16 protein-coding genes are annotated in these 21,603 nt (G+C 60.2%); 8 read left to right on the forward strand and 8 right to left on the reverse strand.

What is annotated here, in order from left to right:
• Positions 1 to 14 precede the first annotated feature (14 nt).
• Positions 15 to 1,598, reverse strand: a complete 1,584-nt coding sequence (locus OQ460_RS20620; RefSeq protein ID WP_410019198.1) for a peptide chain release factor 3 — start codon at positions 1,596 to 1,598, stop codon at positions 15 to 17.
• Between the two features lie 329 nt (positions 1,599 to 1,927).
• Here OQ460_RS20620 and OQ460_RS20625 point away from each other — a divergent pair, with 329 nt between their 5' ends.
• The 6 genes from OQ460_RS20625 to OQ460_RS20650 all read left to right on the forward strand — a co-directional run bounded on the left by OQ460_RS20625 (position 1,928) and on the right by OQ460_RS20650 (position 9,690).
• Positions 1,928 to 2,644, forward strand: coding sequence for an ABC transporter permease (locus OQ460_RS20625; RefSeq protein ID WP_410019199.1), 717 nt, complete (start codon positions 1,928 to 1,930; stop codon positions 2,642 to 2,644).
• A gap of 20 nt (positions 2,645 to 2,664) precedes the next feature.
• Positions 2,665 to 3,558, forward strand: coding sequence for a glycine betaine ABC transporter substrate-binding protein (locus tag OQ460_RS20630; protein ID WP_410019200.1), 894 nt, complete (start codon positions 2,665 to 2,667; stop codon positions 3,556 to 3,558).
• A 12-nt stretch (positions 3,559 to 3,570) separates the two neighbouring features.
• Positions 3,571 to 4,224: an ABC transporter permease gene (locus OQ460_RS20635; RefSeq protein WP_410019201.1), complete on the forward strand. Its 654-nt coding sequence runs from the start codon at positions 3,571 to 3,573 to the stop codon at positions 4,222 to 4,224.
• On the forward strand, positions 4,221 to 5,378 hold the full coding sequence (locus OQ460_RS20640; protein ID WP_410019202.1) for a betaine/proline/choline family ABC transporter ATP-binding protein: 1,158 nt from the start codon (positions 4,221 to 4,223) through the stop codon (positions 5,376 to 5,378). Before OQ460_RS20635 ends, OQ460_RS20640 begins: the two co-directional genes overlap by 4 nt.
• 444 nt (positions 5,379 to 5,822) lie before the next feature.
• Positions 5,823 to 6,986: a type III PLP-dependent enzyme gene (locus OQ460_RS20645; RefSeq protein WP_410019203.1), complete on the forward strand. Its 1,164-nt coding sequence runs from the start codon at positions 5,823 to 5,825 to the stop codon at positions 6,984 to 6,986.
• A 178-nt stretch (positions 6,987 to 7,164) separates the two neighbouring features.
• Positions 7,165 to 9,690, forward strand: coding sequence for a PepSY domain-containing protein (locus tag OQ460_RS20650; RefSeq protein WP_410019204.1), 2,526 nt, complete (start codon positions 7,165 to 7,167; stop codon positions 9,688 to 9,690).
• A gap of 58 nt (positions 9,691 to 9,748) precedes the next feature.
• Here the strand turns inward: OQ460_RS20650 and OQ460_RS20655 are convergent, their stop codons facing one another.
• The 7 genes from OQ460_RS20655 to ptsP form a co-directional block, all read right to left on the reverse strand.
• The gene (locus tag OQ460_RS20655; RefSeq protein WP_410019205.1) at positions 9,749 to 11,290 is read right to left on the reverse strand and encodes an alkaline phosphatase D family protein; all 1,542 of its coding nucleotides are present in this window, start codon (positions 11,288 to 11,290) and stop codon (positions 9,749 to 9,751) included.
• An 84-nt stretch (positions 11,291 to 11,374) separates the two neighbouring features.
• On the reverse strand, positions 11,375 to 11,851 hold the full coding sequence (locus OQ460_RS20660; protein ID WP_410019206.1) for an Lrp/AsnC family transcriptional regulator: 477 nt from the start codon (positions 11,849 to 11,851) through the stop codon (positions 11,375 to 11,377).
• 214 nt (positions 11,852 to 12,065) lie between these two features.
• Entirely contained in the window at positions 12,066 to 12,986 is a 921-nt protein-coding gene (locus OQ460_RS20665; protein ID WP_410019207.1) for a branched-chain amino acid transaminase, read from the reverse strand.
• A gap of 37 nt (positions 12,987 to 13,023) precedes the next feature.
• Positions 13,024 to 13,821: an HpcH/HpaI aldolase family protein gene (locus tag OQ460_RS20670; RefSeq protein ID WP_410019208.1), complete on the reverse strand. Its 798-nt coding sequence runs from the start codon at positions 13,819 to 13,821 to the stop codon at positions 13,024 to 13,026.
• Between the two features lie 174 nt (positions 13,822 to 13,995).
• Positions 13,996 to 15,714 carry a PTS fructose-like transporter subunit IIB gene (locus OQ460_RS20675; RefSeq protein WP_410019209.1) on the reverse strand — a complete coding sequence of 573 codons (1,719 nt, stop codon included), beginning with the start codon at positions 15,712 to 15,714 and terminating at the stop codon, positions 13,996 to 13,998.
• An 11-nt stretch (positions 15,715 to 15,725) separates the two neighbouring features.
• Entirely contained in the window at positions 15,726 to 16,667 is a 942-nt protein-coding gene (pfkB, locus tag OQ460_RS20680; protein ID WP_410019210.1) for a 1-phosphofructokinase, read from the reverse strand.
• Positions 16,668 to 19,526, reverse strand: a complete 2,859-nt coding sequence (gene ptsP / locus OQ460_RS20685; protein ID WP_410019211.1) for a phosphoenolpyruvate--protein phosphotransferase — start codon at positions 19,524 to 19,526, stop codon at positions 16,668 to 16,670. It lies immediately after the preceding gene.
• 293 nt (positions 19,527 to 19,819) lie between these two features.
• Here ptsP and cra point away from each other — a divergent pair, with 293 nt between their 5' ends.
• Both cra and OQ460_RS20695 read left to right on the forward strand, forming a co-directional pair.
• A complete protein-coding gene (cra, locus tag OQ460_RS20690) occupies positions 19,820 to 20,815 on the forward strand; it encodes a catabolite repressor/activator (RefSeq protein WP_410019212.1) in 996 nt (331 codons plus the stop codon).
• Positions 20,816 to 20,817: 2 nt separating this feature from the next.
• Positions 20,818 to 21,594, forward strand: a complete 777-nt coding sequence (locus OQ460_RS20695) for a TatD family hydrolase (RefSeq protein WP_410019213.1) — start codon at positions 20,818 to 20,820, stop codon at positions 21,592 to 21,594.
• Positions 21,595 to 21,603 lie beyond the last annotated feature (9 nt).

Genomic DNA, 21,603 nt, shown 5'->3' on the forward strand with positions numbered 1-21,603 from the left:
TGTACCGCCGAGCCTTAGTGGTGCTCGCGGGTCGCGCGGAACTTCACATCTGGCCAGCGCTCTTCCATCAATGCCAGGTTGACTCGCGTCGGGGCGAGGTAGGTCAGGTGACCGCCGCCGTCGATTGCCAGGTTTTCCACAGCCTTGTTGGAAAACTCCTCCAGCTTCTTCTTGTCGCTGCAGTCGATCCAGCGCGCCGAATACACGGTGATCGGCTCATACGAGCACTCAACCTTGTATTCCTCCTTCAAACGGCTGGCCACCACATCGAACTGCAGCACACCGACGGCGCCGAGGATGATGTCGTTGCTGCGCTCGGGGAAGAAGACCTGGGTGGCACCCTCTTCCGCCAATTGCTGCAGGCCCTGGCGCAGTTGCTTGGACTTTAACGGATCGCGCAGGCGCACGCGGCGGAACAGTTCCGGTGCGAAGTGCGGGATGCCGGTGAAACCCAAGGCTTCGCCTTCACTGAAGGTGTCGCCGATCTGGATGGTGCCGTGGTTGTGCAAACCGATGATGTCGCCGGCGAAGGCCTCTTCCAGTTGCTCACGCTCGGAGGAGAAGAACGTCAGCGCATCGCCGATGCGCACGTCCTTGCCGGTGCGCACATGGCGCATCTTCATGCCTTTCTCGTACTTGCCGGAGCAGATACGCATGAAGGCGATACGGTCACGGTGTTTTGGGTCCATGTTCGCCTGGATCTTGAACACGAAGCCGGTGAATTTTTCCTCGACCGGCTCGACCGTGCGCTCGTTGGCAACCCGAGCCAAGGGTTTCGGCGCCCAGTTCACCACGGCATCGAGTACGTGATCGACACCGAAGTTACCCAGTGCGGTACCGAAGAACACGGGGGTCAACTGACCGTCGAGAAACTCCTGCTGGTTGAATTCGTGGCAGGCGCCTTGCACCAGCTCCAACTGATCGACGAAGCGCTCGTACTCGTCACCCAGGTGGGCGCGGGCCTCGTCGGAGTCAAGCTTCTCGATGATTTTGACTTCGGTGCGTTCGTGACCATGCCCAGCGGTGTAGACAATGATGTAGTCGTCGGCCAGGTGGTACACACCCTTGAAATCGCGGTAGCAACCGATCGGCCAGGTGATCGGAGCGGCCTTGATCTTCAGGACGGCCTCGATCTCATCCAGCAGCTCAATCGGATCGCGGATATCACGGTCGAGTTTGTTGATAAAGCTGACAATTGGCGTGTCCCGCAAACGGCAAACGTCCATCAGCGCGATGGTCCGTGGCTCGACGCCTTTACCACCGTCGAGGACCATCAAGGCCGAGTCCACTGCCGTCAGGGTGCGGTAGGTATCTTCGGAGAAGTCTTCGTGGCCCGGGGTGTCGAGCAGGTTGATCATGTGCTCGCGATACGGGAACTGCATGACCGACGTGGTAATGGAAATACCCCGTTGTTTCTCCATCTCCATCCAGTCAGAGGTGGCATGGCGGTCGGATTTACGCGATTTCACCGTGCCGGCCACTGCGATCGCCTTGCCCATCAACAGGAGCTTCTCGGTGATGGTGGTCTTACCGGCATCGGGGTGGGAAATAATGGCGAAAGTGCGGCGTTTCGCGACTTCGGCGGCCTGGTGGGTCATGGGAAATCGCCTGGCAGGTGAGTCAAAAAAGGGCGGCGAGTATAGCGCAAACCCAGCGCACCGGACCACCGTTCACCCGGTTGGGGCTGGCTAAATACTGCCAAGTGTGGAACCTTTTAAAAGGTAGAGACGTCCACTCTCCCTGTTGCCGCACTCGTAACAGGGGCTGAAAAATCAGCAAGTTAGCCTGACGAGGCTGCGCTCATGGCTCGATCTCATATCGCTTTGCCGGTATTGACGAGCTGCATTTCGCGATCACATTCAGGGGCGGCCAGAAATGGCATGCCACGACGCAATGTGCTCGCCGACTGAACGATAGGAGTCCGCCTGTGGCTATTCGCTATGGCAAAGGGCTGATAGGGGGAGCGGTTGTCGTCGCCCTCCTGGCCCTGCTGGTCCACTGGATCGGCATCAACACGATCGAACTGTACCGCGACGATTTGTTGTTTTACCTGCAAGCTCACCTGATTCTCGTCCTTGTCTCCATGCTGGCCGCCCTGATTGTGGGGATCCCCGCCGGTATTCTGCTTAGCCGACCGAATATGGTCGCACGCGCAGAACGCTTCATGCAGATCTTCAACATCGGCAACACTGTCCCTCCCCTGGCCGTACTGGCCATCGCCCTCGGTATCCTCGGCATCGGCAGCGGGCCCGCCATCTTTGCCCTGTTCCTCGCCTCCTTGCTACCCATCGTGCGTAACACCTACGAAGGCCTGAAAAACGTCCAGGGCTCCCTGAAAGAGGCCGCCACCGGCATCGGCATGACCCCGCGCCAGGTGCTGTTTCGCGTGGAGCTGCCCAACGCCGTGCCGATCATCATCGGCGGTGTACGCGTGGCGCTGGCGATTAACGTCGGTACCGCACCCCTGGCGTTCCTGATTGGCGCCAACAGCCTGGGCAGCCTGATTTTCCCCGGCATTGCCCTGAACAATCAGCCGCAACTGCTGCTCGGCGCCGCGTGTACCGCGCTGCTGGCGCTGTTGCTTGACGGCCTGGTGACCATGGTCAGCCGCCTCTGGCTGGAACGCGGGTTACGTCCGTCTTAAGGCTTGGCAAAGGAACCGACATGAAAAAACTGACTTTGATAGTGAGCTGCATCCTGCTGTTTGCAGGTATTGCGCAAGCGGCTGAAAAACCGCTGATTCGCATCGGCGCCCGGGTGTTCACTGAACAGACCCTGCTGGCCGAAATCACCTCGCAGTACCTGCGCACCAAGGGCTATACCCCCCATGTGACCGGCGGCCTGGGCAGCAACCTGGCGCGCAGTGCCCAGGAAAGCGGGCAACTGGACCTGCTCTGGGAATACACCGGCGTGTCGCTGGTGGCTTACAACCATATCGATGAAAAGCTCAACAGCGAGCAGTCTTACGCTCGGGTGAAAGAACTCGACGCGAAAAAAGGCCTGACCTGGCTAGCGCCTTCGCGTTTCAGCAACACTTACGCGCTGGCCCTGCCAGAGAAGGTGGCCAAGGAGTACCCGCAGATCAACACCATCAGCGACCTGACCCAAGCGCTGGCCAAAGACACCAAAAAGAACCGCCTGGTTGCCCTGGATACCGAGTTCGCCAACCGCTCCGACGGCCTGGACGGCATGGTCACGCTGTACGACATGAACCTGACCCGCGAAAACACCCGCCAGATGGACGCAGGCCTGGTCTACACCGCGCTACGCAATGGCCAGGTGTTTGCCGGCCTTGTGTACACCACCGACGGTCGCCTCAGTGCGTTCAAACTCAAGTTGCTGGAAGACGACAAGCACTACTTCCCGGACTACACCGCCGCACCGGTGATTCGCCAGGCCTACCTCGACGCCCATCCGCAACTGGCAGCCGAGCTCAAACCCCTGGCGGCGCTGTTCGATGACAAAACCATGCGCCAGTTGAATGCACGGGTCGACGTCGATCATGAAAGCCCGTCCTCCGTCGCCGCTGATTTCCTGCGTCAGCATTCGCTCAACTAAAGAGGAGAAGACATGGAATTTCTGAACGCCTTTTCCCATCTCGATTGGGCCTTGGTCCTGCACCTGACCTGGCAGCACATCACCTTGGTCGGCATCGCCGTGATCTTCGCAATTGTTGTCGGCGTGCCGCTGGGCGTGCTGATGACGCGCTTCCCGAGCCTGGCCGGCCCACTGCAAGCCAGCGCCACCGTGCTGCTGACGGTGCCGTCCATCGCCCTGTTCGGTCTGCTGCTGCCGTTCTACTCCAAGTTCGGCCAAGGCCTGGGGCCGATGCCGGCGATCACTGCCGTGTTCCTCTATTCCCTGCTGCCGATCATGCGTAACACCTACCTGGCCCTGACCGGCGTTGAACCGGGCATCCGCGAAGCCGCACGTGGCATTGGCATGACCTTCGGCCAGCGCCTGCGCATGGTCGAGCTGCCCATCGCGGTGCCGGTGATCCTTGCCGGTGTGCGCACCGCCGTGGTGATGAATATCGGCGTGATGACCATCGCCGCCACCATCGGCGCCGGTGGCCTGGGTGTTCTTATTCTGGCTTCCATCAGCCGCAGCGACATGTCGATGCTGATCGTTGGCGCCGTGCTGGTCAGTCTCCTGGCCATCCTCGCCGACCTGCTTCTGCAATGGCTGCAACGCTCGCTGACTCCAAAAGGACTGCTCAAATGATCGAACTTCAAAACCTGTCCAAGACCTTCCAAAGCAACGGCAAGACCATCACTGCCGTCAACGACGTAAGCCTGACTGTCAATGAAGGCGAGATTTGCGTATTCCTCGGCCCATCGGGCTGCGGTAAAAGCACCACGCTGAAAATGATCAACCGCCTGATCAAGCCCAGCTCGGGCAAAATCCTGATCAACGGCGAAGACACTACCGACCTGGATGAAGTGACCTTGCGTCGCAACATCGGCTACGTGATCCAGCAGATCGGCCTGTTCCCGAATATGACCATCGAGGAAAACATCGTGGTCGTGCCGAAACTGCTCGGCTGGGACAAGCAGCAATGCCACGACCGTGCCCGCGAGTTGATGAGCATGATCAAACTCGAACCCAAGCAATACCTGCATCGCTACCCGCGCGAACTGTCCGGCGGCCAGCAACAGCGCATCGGCGTGATCCGCGCCCTGGCGGCTGACGCACCGTTGCTGCTGATGGACGAGCCATTCGGCGCGGTCGACCCGATTAACCGCGAGATGATCCAGAACGAATTCTTCGAGATGCAGCGCGCCTTGAACAAGACGGTGATCATGGTCAGCCATGACATCGACGAAGCCATCAAGCTCGGTGACAAGATCGCCATTTTCCGCGCCGGCAAACTGCTGCAGATCGACCATCCGGACACGTTGCTGGCGCACCCTGCCGACGAGTTCGTAAGCAATTTCGTTGGCCAGGACAGCACCCTCAAGCGCCTGCTGCTGGTGAAAGCCGAAGACGCGGCGGACAACGCACCGTCGGTGAGCCCCGAGACATCGGTGGCCGAGGCCCTGGAGTTGATGGACGAGCATGACCGTCGCTACGTGGTGGTCACATGCGCCGAGAATAAGGCCCTGGGTTATGTACGACGTCGCGACCTGCACCGCCAGACCGGCACTTGCGGTCAATACCTGCGCGAGTTCAATGCCACGGCGGCGTATGACGAGCATTTGCGCATCCTGTTGTCGCGCATGTACGAGTTCAACCGCTCGTGGTTGCCGGTGATGGACGCGGAGCGGGTGTTCCTGGGTGAAGTGACGCAGGAGTCGATTGCTGAGTACCTGAGCTCGGGTAAGTCGCGTGGGGGTAAGACGAGCATCGTTTCACCTGCTGAGACTGCGCTGGCCTGATCAATCACTATCGCAGGCAAGCCAGCTCCCACATTTGATCGCGTTGTCAGCAATAACGCAGATCCCTGTGGGAGCCAGGCTTGCCCGCGATGCAGACACCACAAATCCCCCTGATTCGCCCCATCCGGGGAACATCAATCCGTCACACCGGTCGGTTACATAAGTAGCTGCACGTGGCCGCGCGACGAACGCGTGCAAAAACGCGACATTTTTAGTTGATCCCAGCCCCATCAAGCCCTAAAGTTCGCGCCGAACGTCCATGCTGGAAACGATCCATCCGGCTCAAGTACTGACGACGAGACAGCAAGGCCAAGGGAAGCTTGATCCCATGGCCTTTTTGCTTTCGGCGACATGCCTTGGGAAGTAGGCGAACCAAAGTGGGGATACGGAGGACGTTCATTTGCACCCATTGCTAATTTCAGTTTGCCCTTAGGAGTTCCCAGCATGTCGATCAACGTCGAAGATTATTTCGCGCGCGCCACCTTTGACAAAATGAAGGCGTTCGCCGACAAGCAAGAAACCCCATTCGTGGTGATCGACACCGCGATGATCAGCCAGGCCTACGATGACCTGCGTGCCGGTTTCGAATTCGCCAAGGTCTATTACGCCGTCAAGGCCAACCCGGCTGTCGAGATCATCGACCTGTTGAAAGACAAGGGCTCGAGCTTCGACATCGCCTCGATCTACGAGCTGGACAAGGTCATGGACCGTGGCGTCAGCGCCGACCGTATCAGCTACGGCAACACCATCAAGAAGTCTCGGGACATCCGCTACTTCTACGAGAAAGGCGTGCGCCTGTTCTCCACCGACTCCGAAGCCGACCTGCGCAACATCGCCAAGGCCGCGCCGGGCTCGAAGGTCTATGTACGCATCCTCACCGAAGGCTCGACCACGGCTGACTGGCCTCTGTCGCGCAAGTTCGGCTGCCAGACCGACATGGCCATGGACCTGCTGATCCTGGCTCGCGACCTGGGCCTGGTGCCGTACGGCATCTCGTTCCACGTCGGCTCGCAACAGCGCGATATCAGCGTGTGGGACGCAGCCATCGCCAAGGTCAAAGTGATCTTCGAGCGCCTGAAAGAAGAAGACGGCATCGTTCTCAAGCTGATCAACATGGGCGGCGGCTTCCCGGCCAACTACATCACCCGTACCAACAGCCTGGAAACCTACGCCGAGGAAATCATCCGTTTCCTCAAGGAAGACTTCGGCGACGACCTGCCGGAAATCATCCTTGAACCGGGCCGTTCGCTGATTGCCAACGCGGGTATCCTGGTCAGCGAAGTGGTGTTGGTGGCGCGTAAATCCCGTACGGCTGTCGAGCGTTGGGTGTACACGGATGTGGGCAAATTCTCCGGCCTGATCGAAACCATGGACGAAGCCATCAAGTTCCCGATCTGGACCGAGAAGAAAGGCGAGATGGAAGAAGTGGTCATCGCCGGCCCTACCTGTGACAGCGCCGACATCATGTACGAAAACTACAAGTACGGCCTGCCGCTGAACCTGGCCATCGGTGACCGTCTGTACTGGTTGTCCACTGGTGCGTACACCACCAGCTACAGCGCGGTTGAATTCAACGGCTTCCCGCCGCTGAAATCGTTCTACGTCTAAGCGCAGCGGTACGCTGCAAGAAAACCCGTGATTTTCACGGGTTTTTTGTACCTGCTCAACGCAAAAGCCCCGCGCATCGATTGCCCGGGGCTTTTGTGTGTAAAAAAGAACGTTTCTCGACAACTCGCGGCATAATGCGCGCCGAGAAAACCCATCCAGACAAGCGAGGCGGTCCGTCGTGTTGAAGAAATCCCTGTTTCAGTTGCACTGGTTTTTCGGCATTACTGCCGGGCTGGTGTTGGCCTTGATGGGGATCACCGGGGCTGCGGTCTCGTTCCAGGATGAAATACTGCGGGCACTCAACCCCACAGTGCTGACCGTGCACAAGCAACCGGCAGGGGTACTCCCGCCCGCCGAACTGGTGCGCAAACTCGAAGCTACCGAAGGCAAGGTTGTGTCCATGCTGTGGGTGGAAAGCGAAAGCGGGAACGCCGCCCGTGTCTTCTTCACGCCGCCTGCGGGTGAACGTCGGGGCCAGATGCGCTACTTCGATCCCTACACCGGCAACTACACAGGCGATGCCGTCGGCCAGGAGGTCTTCGGTTTTGTGCTGCAACTGCACCGTTTCCTGGCAATCGGTGACACCGGTCGGCAAATCACCGGCGCCTGTACGCTGATCCTGATTTTCTTCTGCTTATCTGGCCTATACCTGCGCTGGCCACGCCAAGTGGCGAGTTGGCGCGCCTGGCTGACCCTGGACTGGCGCAAAAAAGGCCGCAGTTTCAACTGGGACCTGCACTCGGTGTTCGGCACCTGGTGTTTGCTGTTCTATCTGCTGGCCGCGCTCACCGGGCTGTTCTGGTCCTACGAGTGGTACAGCAATGGCCTGACCCGGTTACTGTCCGACGCCCCGCAAGATGAGCGGGTGCGCCATCGTGGTCCAGCACCTGCCGGTCCCGCACCCACCGCCGACTACAGCGCGATGTGGAGCAGTATCTACAGCAGCGCCGGCCCGGACTTGAGCGCCTATAACATCCGCATGCCTGCGATCGCCGGGCAACCAGCCACGGTGTATTACCTGTTGCAGTCATCGCCCCATGACCGCGCCCTGAATCAGATCAACCTCGACCCGGCCACCGGCGAAATCAAAAGCCATGCCCGCTACAACGACAAAAGCCTCAAGGCACAGTTGCTGACCAGTGTCTATGCGCTGCATGTCGGCAGCTATTTCGGCCTCACCGGCAGGATCATCCTCACCATCACCTCGCTGTGCATGCCGCTGTTCTTTATTACCGGCTGGTTGCTGTACCTGGACCGCCGCCGCAAAAAGCGCCAGGTCCGCAATGCCCGCCAGGGCCTGGTAGATCACCACAGTAACGCACCGGCCTGGTTGATCGGCTTCGCCAGCCAAAGCGGCTTCGCCGAGCAACTGGCCTGGCAGACCGCCGGGCAACTGCAAGCCGCAGGGTTGGCGGTGAAAGTGCAATCGCTTGGCAGCGTCAGCAAGGATGATTTGCGTCAGTCGGACCATGTGCTGTTCGTCGTCAGCACTTTCGGCGATGGCGAAGCGCCCGACAACGCACGCGGGTTCGAACGCAACGTGTTGGGCCACGAGCTCTCCCTCAAGGGCTTGAACTATTCAGTGCTGGCCCTGGGAGATCGCCAATATGAACACTTCTGCGGGTTTGCCCGGCGCCTGCATTTCTGGCTGACCAATCAAGGCGGCACCCCTTTGTTTGCGCCGGTTGAAGTCGACAGCGGTGATCAAGATGCCTTGCTGCACTGGCAACAACAACTGAGCCAGATCACCGGCCATGCACCGACCGCAACATGGGCCAGCGCCAGCTATGAAGGCTGGACGTTGAGCCAACGCACCTTGCTCAACCCTGGCAGCAGCGGCTCGGGTGTCTACCTGATCGGGCTTGCCCCACCCGCCCCCAGAGACTGGCTGGCCGGTGACCTGGTGGAAGTCCTGCCGCGCAACGGCCACGGCGCCATTGAGCATTTGCTGGATGGCCTGGGTATTGCCGGTGCCGAAGATGTAGTCGTCGATGGCCTGGCCCAGCGCCTCGACCAGGCACTGGCCAGCCGCCAGTTGCCCGGCAACCGTGCGCACTTGGTGGGTCTGCATGCCCAGGCGCTGGTGGATGCACTCGTGCCGTTGAGCATGCGCGAATACTCCATCGCCTCGATTGCCAGTGATGGCGTGCTGGAGCTGATCGTGCGCCAGGAACGTCACGCGGACGGCAGCCTGGGCTTGGCGTCGGGTTGGCTCAGCGAACACACGTCCTTGGGCTCGACGATCAGCCTGCGTCTACGCCGCAACAGCAGCTTCCATCTGCCCGCGGCCCCGGTGCCGCTGATTCTACTGGGCAACGGCACCGGCCTGGCAGGCTTGCGCAGCTTGCTCAAGGCCCGGATTGCCGACGGCCAGCAGCGCAACTGGCTGTTGTTCGGCGAACGTAATATCGCCCATGACTATTTCTGCCAGGACGAACTGCAGGGTTGGTTGGCCAGCGGTGACCTGGCATTGCTGGACCTGGCATTCAGCCGCGATCAGGAGGAAAAGATTTACGTGCAGGATCGCTTGCGCGAATCGGCCGAAGTGCTGCGTAAGTGGCTAGCGGATGGCGCGGCGATTTATGTGTGTGGGAGTTTGCAGGGAATGGCGAGCGGGGTGGACCAGACTCTTGTGGATATTCTGGGCAATGAGACGGTGGAACGGCTGATTGAGCAGGGCCGATATCGGCGGGATGTGTACTGACTTCCCTAACCCTCTCCCCACGGGGCATGGGGAGAGGCCGAACAGATCCTGCACACCATCACACCGGCTGCAATTTCTGCTCAAACACCGACACCCCATCCAGATCGCGCAAAATAACCGTCAACTCCGCTGTCTGCCCGTCAATCTGCACTTCGCCGAAGAACTGAAACCCGGCGAACGGAGAGGTGTTTTGCGCCGGCGGGGCTTTCTCGAATACCACTTCGGGGCCGAAGGTTTTATCCAGTGGATTAGGCCCAAAGCTGCCGGCATTCAACGGCCCGGCAACGAACTCCCAGAACGGCTCGAAATCCTGAAACGCCGCACGCTCCGGATGATAGTGATGCGCGGCGCAATAGTGCACGTCGGCGGTCAACCACACATAGTTGCGTACCTGTTGCGCCCGCAGGAACCCCAATAGCTCGGCGATTTCCAGCTCGCGGCCCTGGGCGGCGCCCGGGTCACCGTTGGCAACCGCTTCCCAACGCGGCACGCCGGGACTGACTTCACCGTCCGGCACGCCCAGGCCGATTGGCATGTCGGCGGCGATTACCTTCCATTGGGCTTTGGAGGCCTTGAGTTCACGCTTGAGCCAATCCAGCTGCGCACGCCCCAGGAAGGGTTTGGCGCCGCCCAGGTTATCGTCGTTGGCCGTGCGATAGCTGCGCATGTCGAGCACGAATACGTCCAGCAACGGCCCATAACCGAGCTTGCGGTAGATGCGTGCGTCCTGGTCGGCACTCTGCAGGCGCATCGGCGCATATTCCAGCCAGGCCTGACGCGCACGGCCGACCAAGGCAGTGATGTCCCTGGTCTGATAACGCTCATCCAGTTGTTTGCCGGGTGACCAGTTATTGACCACTTCGTGATCGTCCCACTGCCAGATCTGCGGCACCTCGGCGTTGAAACGACGGACATTCTCGTCCATCAGGTTGTAGCGGTAGTTGCCTCGATATTCATCCAGGGTTTCGGCGACCTTGCTTTTGGCTTCGGTGGTGAGGTTGCGCCAGATGCGTCCGTCTTCGGTGGCCAGTTGCGCCGGTACCGGGCCGTCGGCGTAGATGGTGTCGCCGCTGTGGATAAAAAAGTCCGGCAGGCGCAGGCGCATGGCTTCGTAGATGCGCATGCCGCCGATGTCCGGGTTGATCCCGAAGCCTTGGCCAACGGTGTCACCGCTCCAGACAAAACGGATATCGCGACGCTGTTGCGGCACGCTGCGCAGATGGCCGAACCAGGGCTCGCTGGCCACGCCGGTCTGGGCATCTTCGAAATACACGCGATAGAAAATCGCTTGATCGGCAGGTAATCCGCTCAACTCGACGCGGGCGGTGAAATCACTGCGACTATCGGCCAGAGGCGAGACGAACCTGCGCGGGTTGCTGAACAGGCTGCGGGTATCCCACTCGACCACCATCCGCGCCGGGCGGTCGCAACGGCTCCAGATCATTGCACGGTCGCCGAGCAAGTCGCCGGACTGCACGCCATCGGTCAATTGCGGCAGATCCTTGACCGAAGCGATCACCGCCGGAGCCAGGCCTGGCATCAACAGACCTGCGCCAACAGCTTGCACCACACGGCGGCGGCCGAGATCAAAGTGGCTCATGATGTTTGCCTCGAAGACCCAAAAGGTAACTACATCACGCTTGGATGAATGAGGTGTGACACCCGGCAACCGCTGCAAAATGATCTAAAACTGAGGGGCCATCATCGTTACCGGCGCCTTGAGCTCCTTGACGACAAACGCGGTGCAGACATCCTTGACCCCGGGAAAACCATTTATATGCTGCCTGGCGAACTCACTGAATGCAGCCAGGTCGGTGGCCAAGACTGTCAGTTGATAGTCAAAAGTCCCAGAAACACAGTGACAGGCAATGACCTGCTCAAATGCGCTAATGGACGCTTCAAACGCCTGCATGTGCGCCGTATCTTTTTGCTCCAGCGCCACCTGCACAAACGCGCAAACAGCGTAGCCGAGTGTTTGAGCATCGATGTTGGCATGATAGCCACGAATCACACCGGCCTCTTCAAGCCTCTTGACCCGGCGCCAGCAGGGCGAAGCGCTCAAGGACACCCATTCGGCAAGTTGTGCACAGGAAAGCCTGGCGTCGCGCTGAAGTGCAGCGAGCAATCGACGATCAGTAGCATCTATTTTTACTTTTGCCACCTTGGTTCACCTCACCCAGCCTGGAAGTCTTGTGCCCGGTCGCTGCAACGAACAGGACGTTAACACACGACTTTTAAGGCCTGCATGTCCTAAACATCCAGCAAAACTTCCTCAATCAAGACACAGCAGGACGGCTAAAAGAACCAACAACAGTAACAGGGGGTTGAGCAAAAACCGGTGCCAGGCAGTGCGAATGGGCGAGGTGTTCGGCCGGTCAGACATAGGTGAGCCAATGGGCATAAGCCTCATCAACCCCTTGTACGGCTGAGAAGTAAGCTTGTTGGATTTGCCGCGTGATTCCCCCCCGCCCCCCGTCGCCGATTGTTCGCCCATCGAGCTCGCGAATGGGTGTGACTTCCGCCGCTGTACCGGTAAAGAACGCTTCGTCGCAGCAATACACCTCATCACGGGTGATGCGTTTTTCCAGGACTTCAAACCCGAGATTTTGCGCGATGACTTTCACCGAGTTCCGGGTGATGCCATCCAGGCAAGAGGCCAGGTCGGGGGTGTAAATCACCCCATCGCGCACCACGAAGATATTTTCTCCGGCGCCCTCGCTTACATATCCCTCGGTATCCAGCAACAGCGCCTCGTCAAACCCCAGCGATGTAGCCTCCCGGCTTGCCAGGATCGAGTTGATGTAATAACCGCACGCCTTGGCGCGGACCATCGAAGCATTGACATGATGGCGGGTAAACGATGAGGTTTTCACCCGAATCCCCTTCTCCATGCCTTCATCGCCCAAGTAAGTACCCATGGTCCATCCGGCGACTGCCACATGAACCCGATTATCCGTGGCCGCAATGCTCAGGACATCCGCGCCTATCCACACCAATGGCCGCAAGTAGCAAGCGCGATAGTGGTTCGCTCTTACTACTTGCTCGCAGGCATTACGAATCGCCGCAGGATCGAATGGAATATCCAACTGAAAAATCCTGGCCGAATTGAACAGACGCCGGACATGCTCGTTCAAACGGAAAACCCCAGGGCCTCGTGCCGTTTCGTAGACACGGATGCCTTCAAATACCCCCAGTCCGTAATGCAGGGTATGGGTCAAGATGTGCGCGTTGGCGGCGCGCCATTCAATCAACTCGCCATCCATCCAGATTTTTCCGTCACGATCAGACATCGACATGGCTATGCCTCCAAGCCCCGCAAGGGGTCATCGTTCATTATTTGGATGATTTCAGGCTGAATGCTTCAACGGCATCAGTTGCGCCTTTGGCCAACCAACCAGCATCGGAATGCAGTGCGATAAAAATCACGCCCAGCGCCTGGTAATGGCTGGCCTGTTCGACTGACGTAGCAAAGATCCCCACTGCTTTTGAATGCCGGCGGCCGGCTTGCAGCACTGTGTCGATGGCGGTCGTTACATCGTTATGGCCGACTTGCCCCAACAGCCCCATGCTGGCGGACAAATCAGCGGTACCGATGAACAGACAATCCACGCCTTCGACTTGCGCAATGGCATCGACCTGCTCAACACCTGCGGCAGACTCGATCTGAACAATGGTGCAGGCCTGGTTGTTCGCGGACAGGACATAGCTGGCATCCAACCCATAACGTCCCGCCCGGACCATACCGGCAATGCCTCTGACACCGTCCCGCCCCTTGAGCGCAAAACGCATGGAGGCCACGGCGGCCTGAGCCTGAGCGGCACTGTCGATGTTTGGAAAGATGATGGTTTGCGCCCCACAATCCATCGCGCGCTTGACCTGGGCCGGGTCGTTGGCGGTCACCCGCACCGCGCCAGCAGCCCTTGAACCATTAGCAGCGGCTGCGTCAATAGCTCGCAGTTGCGCTGCAATATCTTGGTTATCGCCAGGGCCGTGCTCGACATCGATAACCAGCCAGTCAAACCCGCAGTGGGCAATCAACTCGGTGACTGCCGGGCTGGCGAGCGTCACCCAACATCCCACGGTGGGTTTGGCATTCAATAGGTATTGCTTGATGGCATTTGCATTAGGCATGGCGGGCTCCCGGCGTCTAGGTGCGATGGTTATCGCAGGCCTATGGTAGGCAGACGCCAGGGGAGGAACTTACGCATTTGGTGAACGCAAATGCGCCGCTACAGAACAACCATTCGATTTTTTTGCCGTTCACCAATCAGTTGTTTCAATACCCGAAAAAGGTATGCCAACGGATCAGGCTTTCACAGGGCCAATCGCTAACTCGACCTTTTCCGGACGCTTGATCAAGGCATACACCAACCCAGTCAACAAGCTGCCGGCAACAATTGCCAGCAAATACAGCAGCGCATGATTGATCGCGTTGGGGATCAGCATCACAAACAAGCCGCCGTGGGGCGCCATCAGCTTGCAACCGAAATACATCGACAACGCTCCGGTGAGCGCGCCCCCGACAATACTCGCCGGGATCACCCGCAGCGGGTCCTTGGCGGCAAACGGAATCGCCCCTTCGGAAATAAAGCACATGCCCAGGACCAACGCGGCCTTGCCAGCTTGGCGCTCGGTCTGGGCAAACTTGTGGCGAGCCAGAAAGGTCGCGATGCCCATACCAATCGGCGGCACCATGCCAGCGGCCATGACGGCGGCCATCGGTGCGCCACTCTGGGCCGCCAGCAACCCCACAGAGAATGCATAGGCGGCCTTGTTGATCGGCCCGCCCAGGTCGACGCACATCATCCCACCCAACAAAATGCCCAGCAGCACCGCGTTGGCCGTGCCCATGTTGCTGAGGAAATCCGTCAGCCCGACGAGCATCTTCGCCACGGGTGGGCCGACCAGATAAATCATCGCCAGGCCGGTGAACAAGCTTGCCAGCAACGGGATGATCAGGATGGGTTTGAGCGCTTCCAGACTCTGGGGCAAACGCACCGCACGGGTGATCAGCTTCACGCAATAGCCCGCCAGGAAACCGGCGAGAATCCCACCGATAAACCCTGCGCCCAAGGTGCTGGCCAACAAGCCACCAATCATGCCGGGCGCAAGCCCCGGACGATCGGCAATCGAGTAGGCGATATACCCCGCGAGCAGCGGCACCATCAGCATGAATGCCTGGTCGCCGACGCTTTTCAACGCCGCCGCCAAAGTGCCTGGCTGTTCAAAGGCATGAATGCCGAAGACAAACGACAGCGCGATCAGCAAACCACCGGCCACCACCATCGGCAACATATACGACACGCCGGTCAGCAGATGCTTGTAAACGCCGGTCTTCTCGGATTTGGCCGGCGCACCGCTGGCCACACTTTCCAGTGCGCCTTCGGCGAGGGCCTTATCAAGGATCGCTTGCGACTGCTTGAGCGCAATCCCGGTGCCACAGCGGTAAATTTTCTTGCCTGCAAAACGCTCGGTGGCGACGTCAATATCTGCCGCCAGCAGGACTACGTCGGCATCGCGAATGGCCTGCGGGCTCAAAGGCGTGCGTGCGCCGACGGAGCCCTGGGTTTCCACCTGCAAGTCATAGCCCAGGCGCCTGGCCGTTTGCTGCAAGGCCTCGGCGGCCATGAAAGTGTGCGCCACACCTGTCGGGCAAGCAGTGATTGCCACGATGCGTGGCACATTTTGCGTCGCTTGCGGTGCCTCAGACTCGACGTATACCTGAGCCTCTTCTGCTCCCCTGCGCAGCACGGCCTCTACTTCCTGCAGGGCCTGGGCCGGGGTGCTCTGGAACACTCGCTTGCCGACAAAACGCTGCATATCCACCGGTGTACTGCTTACCAGCAGCACCCACTCGGCGGCGTCGATGGTGGCTTGGGACAACGCACGCTCTGGATGTTGGGTATCCACCACTTCGACGCTGGTGCTCCAACCCTGGCGCTGCGCGGCTGCGTCCAACAAGCGGGCGCACAGCACACTGGTGACCATGCCATTCGGGCAGGCGGTAACAATGGCTAACTTCATGGCAAACCCTCTTATTTTTCTGTCAGCGGGCGCACGACAACGCCGCTTTCGAGGCGCTTCAACTGCGCGTCATTGGTAATGCCAAAACCGATCTGCATCACAGCCATGGCGGCAATCGCGGTGGCACGGGTCAGGGTTGCTTCGGGCTGGTCTCCCTCAAGCAAACCGTGGAGCATCCCGGCCAACAACGAATCACCCGCGCCAACCGTGCTGGCGACGCTGACCTTCGGCGGTGTCGCGTGCAGCGTGGTGCCTGGGCTGAACCAATTGACGCCGTCGGCGCCATGGGAAACCACCACATGCTCGATGCCCTGCAGGTGCAAGCGCTGGGCCACCTGGGCCTGTTGCGTGACGGTATCTGTCGGGCAGTCCAGGGCCTCGGCCAACTCGACCGTGTTGGGCTTGATCAACCACGGGCTAGCAGCCAGGGCGGCGCGCAAGGCATCACCACTGGTATCCAGGGCAACTTTCAAGCCCTGGCCTTTCAATTGCAGTAACAACGTGAGCAACCACTGCGCAGTGACACCGCGAGGCAGGCTGCCGGCGACCACCACTGCGTCATGCCCCGGCGCAATCCGCACCAACTCATCGAGCAACGCCTGTTGTGCCTGCTCGCTGACCAATGGCCCCGGCGCATTAATGTCAGTCACCCGACCGTCCTGCTCGGCAATCTTGATATTGCTGCGGGTTTCGCCCGGCACCCGGATAAACGCATCGACAAAACCGCGACGGGCGATCAAGGCCTCGAACGCCTGGGGATTGTCTTCACCGAGAAAGCCGCCGACGGTCACCTGATGACCTAGGTCGGCCAGTACCTGGGCCACATTCAGGCCTTTGCCGGCCGCATGGGTGAGCATGGTTTCACTGCGATTGACCTCACCCGGCTGCAAACGCGCCAAGCGTACGGTCAGGTCCAGCGCCGGGTTCAGCGTCAGACTTAAAATCCTTGCCATTTACACGGCCTCCACAAGGGCTCGCACTTCGGCGGGCGAGCCCACCACCAGTGCTTTTTGCGCCAGGCCCCGGGCCTCGCTCAGACTGAATTCACGCACCCGCGCCTTCACCTCAGGAATGCTGCGGGCCGACACGCTCAACTCATCAACCCCCAGGCCAACCAACACCGGCACGGCCAGAGGGTCTGCCGCCAATTCACCGCACACCCCGACCCATTTGCCATGGGCATGGGCGGCGCGCACGGTGATGTCGATCAACTGCAATACCGCCGGATGCAGGCCATCGGCCTGCGCCGAAAGGGTCGGGTGGCCACGGTCGATGGCCAGGGTGTACTGGGTCAGGTCGTTGGTGCCGACGCTGAAAAAGTCCACTTCCCTGGCCAGTACCGGGGCCAGCAATGCGGCCGACGGGACTTCGATCATGATCCCCAGTTGCAGGTCCGCTACCGGGATTTCCTGGCGCAGGCGCTCGGTCATCTCACGGGCCAGGCGCCACTCATCGACGCTGCTGACCATGGGAAACATGATGCGCAGCGGCCGGTTGTCTGCCGAACGCAACAACGCACGCAGTTGCGCTTCCATGATGTGCGGACGCTGCAGGGTCAGGCGAATACCACGCACGCCGAGGAAGGGATTTTCTTCCTTGGCGATCGGCCAGTAGGGCAACGGTTTGTCGCCGCCGACGTCGAGGGTGCGCACCACCAGCGGTCGTCCGTCCAGCCCGTCGAGGACGCGCCGGTATTCGGCTTCCTGGGTCGCTTCGTCCGGAACTTGCTGGTGGGCCATGAAAATCAGCTCGGTGCGCAACAGACCGATGCCTTCGGCGCCCTGCTCCACTGCTGCGGCGACGCCTGCGCTCTCACCGATATTGGCAAAGACTTCGACGGCATGCCCATCGCGGGTCAGGGCCGGCTCATGACGTTGCGCGGCGGCAGCCTGCAGACGTTGCTCGCGGCTGTCGCGCTCGAAGGTGGCGCGTTGCAAGGTGCTGGCGTCGGCGTCCACATGCAGGCGGCCACGCTGGCAGTCGAGCAACAATGGCGTACCTGCGGCCAGCAGCAACACTGCCGGGCCTGCGCCGACCAGCGCCGGGATCCCCAGGGCCCGCGCGACGATGGCGCTGTGGGCGGTTGCCCCACCTCGCGCGGTGAGAATCCCGGCGACTCGCGCTGGATCCAGGCGAGCCACGTCCGAGGGGCCGACTTCATCCATCACCAGGATGTAAGGCTCTTCAGGTTCCTGGGCGGTTTCAACACCGCACAGTTGTGCCAGCACCCGACGGCCGATATCCCGCAGGTCGGCGGCACGCTCGGCGAGCAAGGCATCCTGCAGGGATTCCTGCTGCCTGGCGGCGGCTTCGATCACGCTCATCCACGCGGCCTCGGCGCTTTCGCCTTGCTTGAGGCGGGTATCGACATCATCGGTCAACTCCGGGTCATCGAGCATTTCCTGGTGCGTGATGAAAATCTCGCGGATGGCCTTGGAACTGCTGCGCTCGATCAACCCCTGGATATCGCGACGCACATCAGCCAGAGCAGCGTGCAGGCGCTCGCGTTCAATGGCCGCAGACTCGCCACGTAACGGATACTCAAAGGGCTGCAATACCTGAATATGCGCCGGGCCGATAGCAATGCCGGGAGCAGCGGCGATAGCCTGGACCAGGCTGCCGGATGCCGGCGCGCAGAGCCGCGGCTCGGCCTCGACCATTTCAACCACGGCGCTGACTGCCGGTAACGGCTCGACGGTTTCACCCAAGCCCGCTTCTACCGCCGCCACCATGGCCGGCAAGGCATCGGCAGCGATGCCGGGCTCAGCAATAAATTCCAGTACCTGGCCACGACGGGCCCCGAGACTGAGCAGTTTGCTCAAGCTTTTCACCGACACCGCAGCACCCTGCCCGTCGACAATGCGCACACGGATTTCACCCTCGAAGTTTTTTGCCATCTGCGCCAGGACCTTTGCCGGGCGCGCATGCAGGCCGTGGGCATTGGCCAGGGCAATGCGTGCATTCGGCCAGTCGGCAGGCAGTTCGCCGCCGAGCACTTCCAGTACGGCACGGCTGCTGGTGGCGCGCCCCAGTTCATGGCCGCGTCCTTCGATCAGCAACGCACACAGGCGCTCGAGCAAGGCTTGATGGGCTTCACCCAGGCTAGCCAGGCAGAACAGACCGTTCAACGGCTGCCCCAGGTAACGCATGGGTTTGTCCGGAGTGACGAAGGCAAGGCCGGGGCGCTTGACCGTTTGCTCGCTGTGCAACCACCACAGACCATCCCCCAGGGGCAGAGCGTCGACTTGTTGCAATACGGCAGCAAAGCCATTGCTCACGCAATCGGCCTGGCGCAACAGCCGGGCGCCGCGCCAGACCAGCTCTTCAAAATCGTCTGCCGAAACGCCCAGGCCAATCATCTGCGCGTCCAGGGCCAGCTCTTGCGGGGCACCTTGCAGCAGTTTGAGCAACGCTTCGGCAGAACTGGCGCGCGACAAGGCCTGGCCCAGATCGGTCTCGCCAAGGGCACGGGTCAACAATTGCAGCAGCCGCAGGTGTTCATCGGATTTGGCGGCAATGCCAATCGCCAGGTAGACGATCTGGCCATCCCCCCAATCCACCCCTTCGGGGAATTGCAGCAAGCGCACCCCCGTGGCGAATACCTGATCTCGGGTTTCTGGGGTGCCGTGGGGAATCGCAATACCTTGGCCTAGAAAGGTCGAGCCTTGAGCTTCACGGGCTTGCAAGCCACTCAAGTAGCCTTCGGCAACCAGGCCGCTGGCCACCAGATTGTTAGCCAGCAATTGCAAGGCAGCAGATTTATCCACAGCCGTCTGGCCCATGGATATCTGCTCTACGGTGAGCTCAAGCATGCCTTTCTCCTAGTTAGTGCGAGGTGCGCACTAGGTATTGTTTTGAACAAATCAGGGTAAGCGGGTTGCGAATTACTGACTGATCGGTCAGATGGCAGTGATCAATCAGCCGCGAACGTCGTAAAAATACCCTTGCTGAAACGTTTAATCTAGAATTTATGGAAGATTACTTGTTAATTCTTCATCCTTGAAGCGCCACTCGGCGCATGTGCGCTGACAAGAGTCATCTGCAGTAATCGGTTACGATTGGACAAAATGTCGGGGCAAGCTTCAGAAAACAAGGAAATCCCGGTTTGAAACTCAGTGATATTGCTCGTCTGGCCGGTGTATCAGTCACCACCGCCAGCTACGTCATCAACGGCAAGGCCGAACAGCAACGGATCAGCAGCGCGACCGTCGAACGGGTGCGTGCGGTGGTTGAGGAACATGGCTTCACGCCCAACCCCCAGGCCGCCGGACTGCGCAGCCGGCACACGCGCACCTTGGGCTTTATCTTGCCGGATCTGGAAAACCCCAGTTACGCACGGATCGCCAAGCTGCTGGAACAAGGCGCACGGGCCCGTGGCTACCAGTTGCTGATCGCCAGTTCCGACGACGATGCCAACAGCGAGCGCCAGTTGCTGAAACTGTTCCGCGCCAGGCGCTGTGATGCGTTATTCGTTGCCAGTTGCCTGCCCGCCAGCGACGACAGTTACCGCGAGCTGCAAGCCAAAGGCTTGCCGGTCATTGCGATTGACCGGGTGATGGAGTCTACGCAGTTTTGCTCGGTAGTCAGCGATGACCGCCAGGCCTGTGAGCAACTGACCAGCAGCCTGCTGCAACCCGTGCCACGGCAAATCGTGCTGATCGGCGCTCGCCCGGAACTGAGCATCAGCCAGGAGCGCGCGGCAGGCTTTCGGCAAGCGCTCAAGGATTTCAAGGGGGACGCGCTGGTCGAGCACGGCGAAGCCTTCAGCCGCGATTGCGGCCGGCAACTGATGGAGCAATTGCTGCAAAGCCTGGGGCATTTGCCTGAAGCGCTGGTGACGACCTCTTATGTCCTGCTGCAAGGGGTGTTTGACGCGCTGCATGATTTTCCGCTCAGGTCCCGATCGCTGCGCCTGGGCACCTTTGGCGATACCCAACTGTTGGACTTCCTGCCATTGCCGGTCAACGCCATGGCCCAACAGCATTCGCTGATTGCCGATACCGCCCTGCGCCTGGCGCTGACAGCGATTGAACAGCAGCAGTACCAGCCAGGTGTCCACGCCATTGGCCGCACATTCAAACAGCGTATCCACGAGGCCTGACGGTGGACCTGGTCGACAGCCACACGCATTTGGACTTCAAGGACTTCGACGACGACCGTGACGAAGTCCTCAAGCGCAGTCGCCAACTGGGCGTGCGGCGCATGGTGGTGCTGGGGGTTTATCAACGCAATTGGCAACGGTTGTGGAACCTGGTGCAACAGGACGCCGACTTATACGCGGCTTTCGGCTTGCATCCGGTGTACCTGGATGAGCATCGCGCCGCCGATATCACTGAGCTTGGCGACTGGCTGGCCCGTCTCAAAGGCCATCGCCAAGTGTGCGCGGTGGGCGAGATTGGCCTGGACTATTTCCTAGAACAGCTAGACCGCGAACGCCAACGGGCGCTGTTCGAAGCCCAACTGCAATTGGCCGTAGACTTCCAACTGCCAGCCTTGCTGCATGTGCGCCGCAGCCATGCGGCGACCATCGCCACCCTCAAGCGTATTCGCCTGCCCAGGGGCGGCATCATCCATGCCTTCGCCGGCAGCCGCGAAGAAGCCCGCGAATACATCAAGCTGGGTTTCAAGCTTGGCCTGGGCGGCGCCGCGACCTGGCCCCAGGCTTTGCGCATGCACAAGGTCATCGCCCAATTGCCACTGGAATCGGTGGTACTGGAAACCGACTCGCCAGACATGGCACCCGCCATGTACCCCGGCCAGCGAAACAGCCCCGCTCACCTGCCGGACATCTGCCGCGCCCTGGCCGAAAAAATGGCCATCAGCCCATCGATGCTGGCCGAAGCGAGCACCCGCAATGCCTGCGAAGTATTCAATTGGTAACGGCCCGCC

This window comes from Pseudomonas imrae, assembly GCF_046352735.2.
In the GTDB taxonomy this organism is placed as follows: domain Bacteria; phylum Pseudomonadota; class Gammaproteobacteria; order Pseudomonadales; family Pseudomonadaceae; genus Aquipseudomonas; species Aquipseudomonas imrae.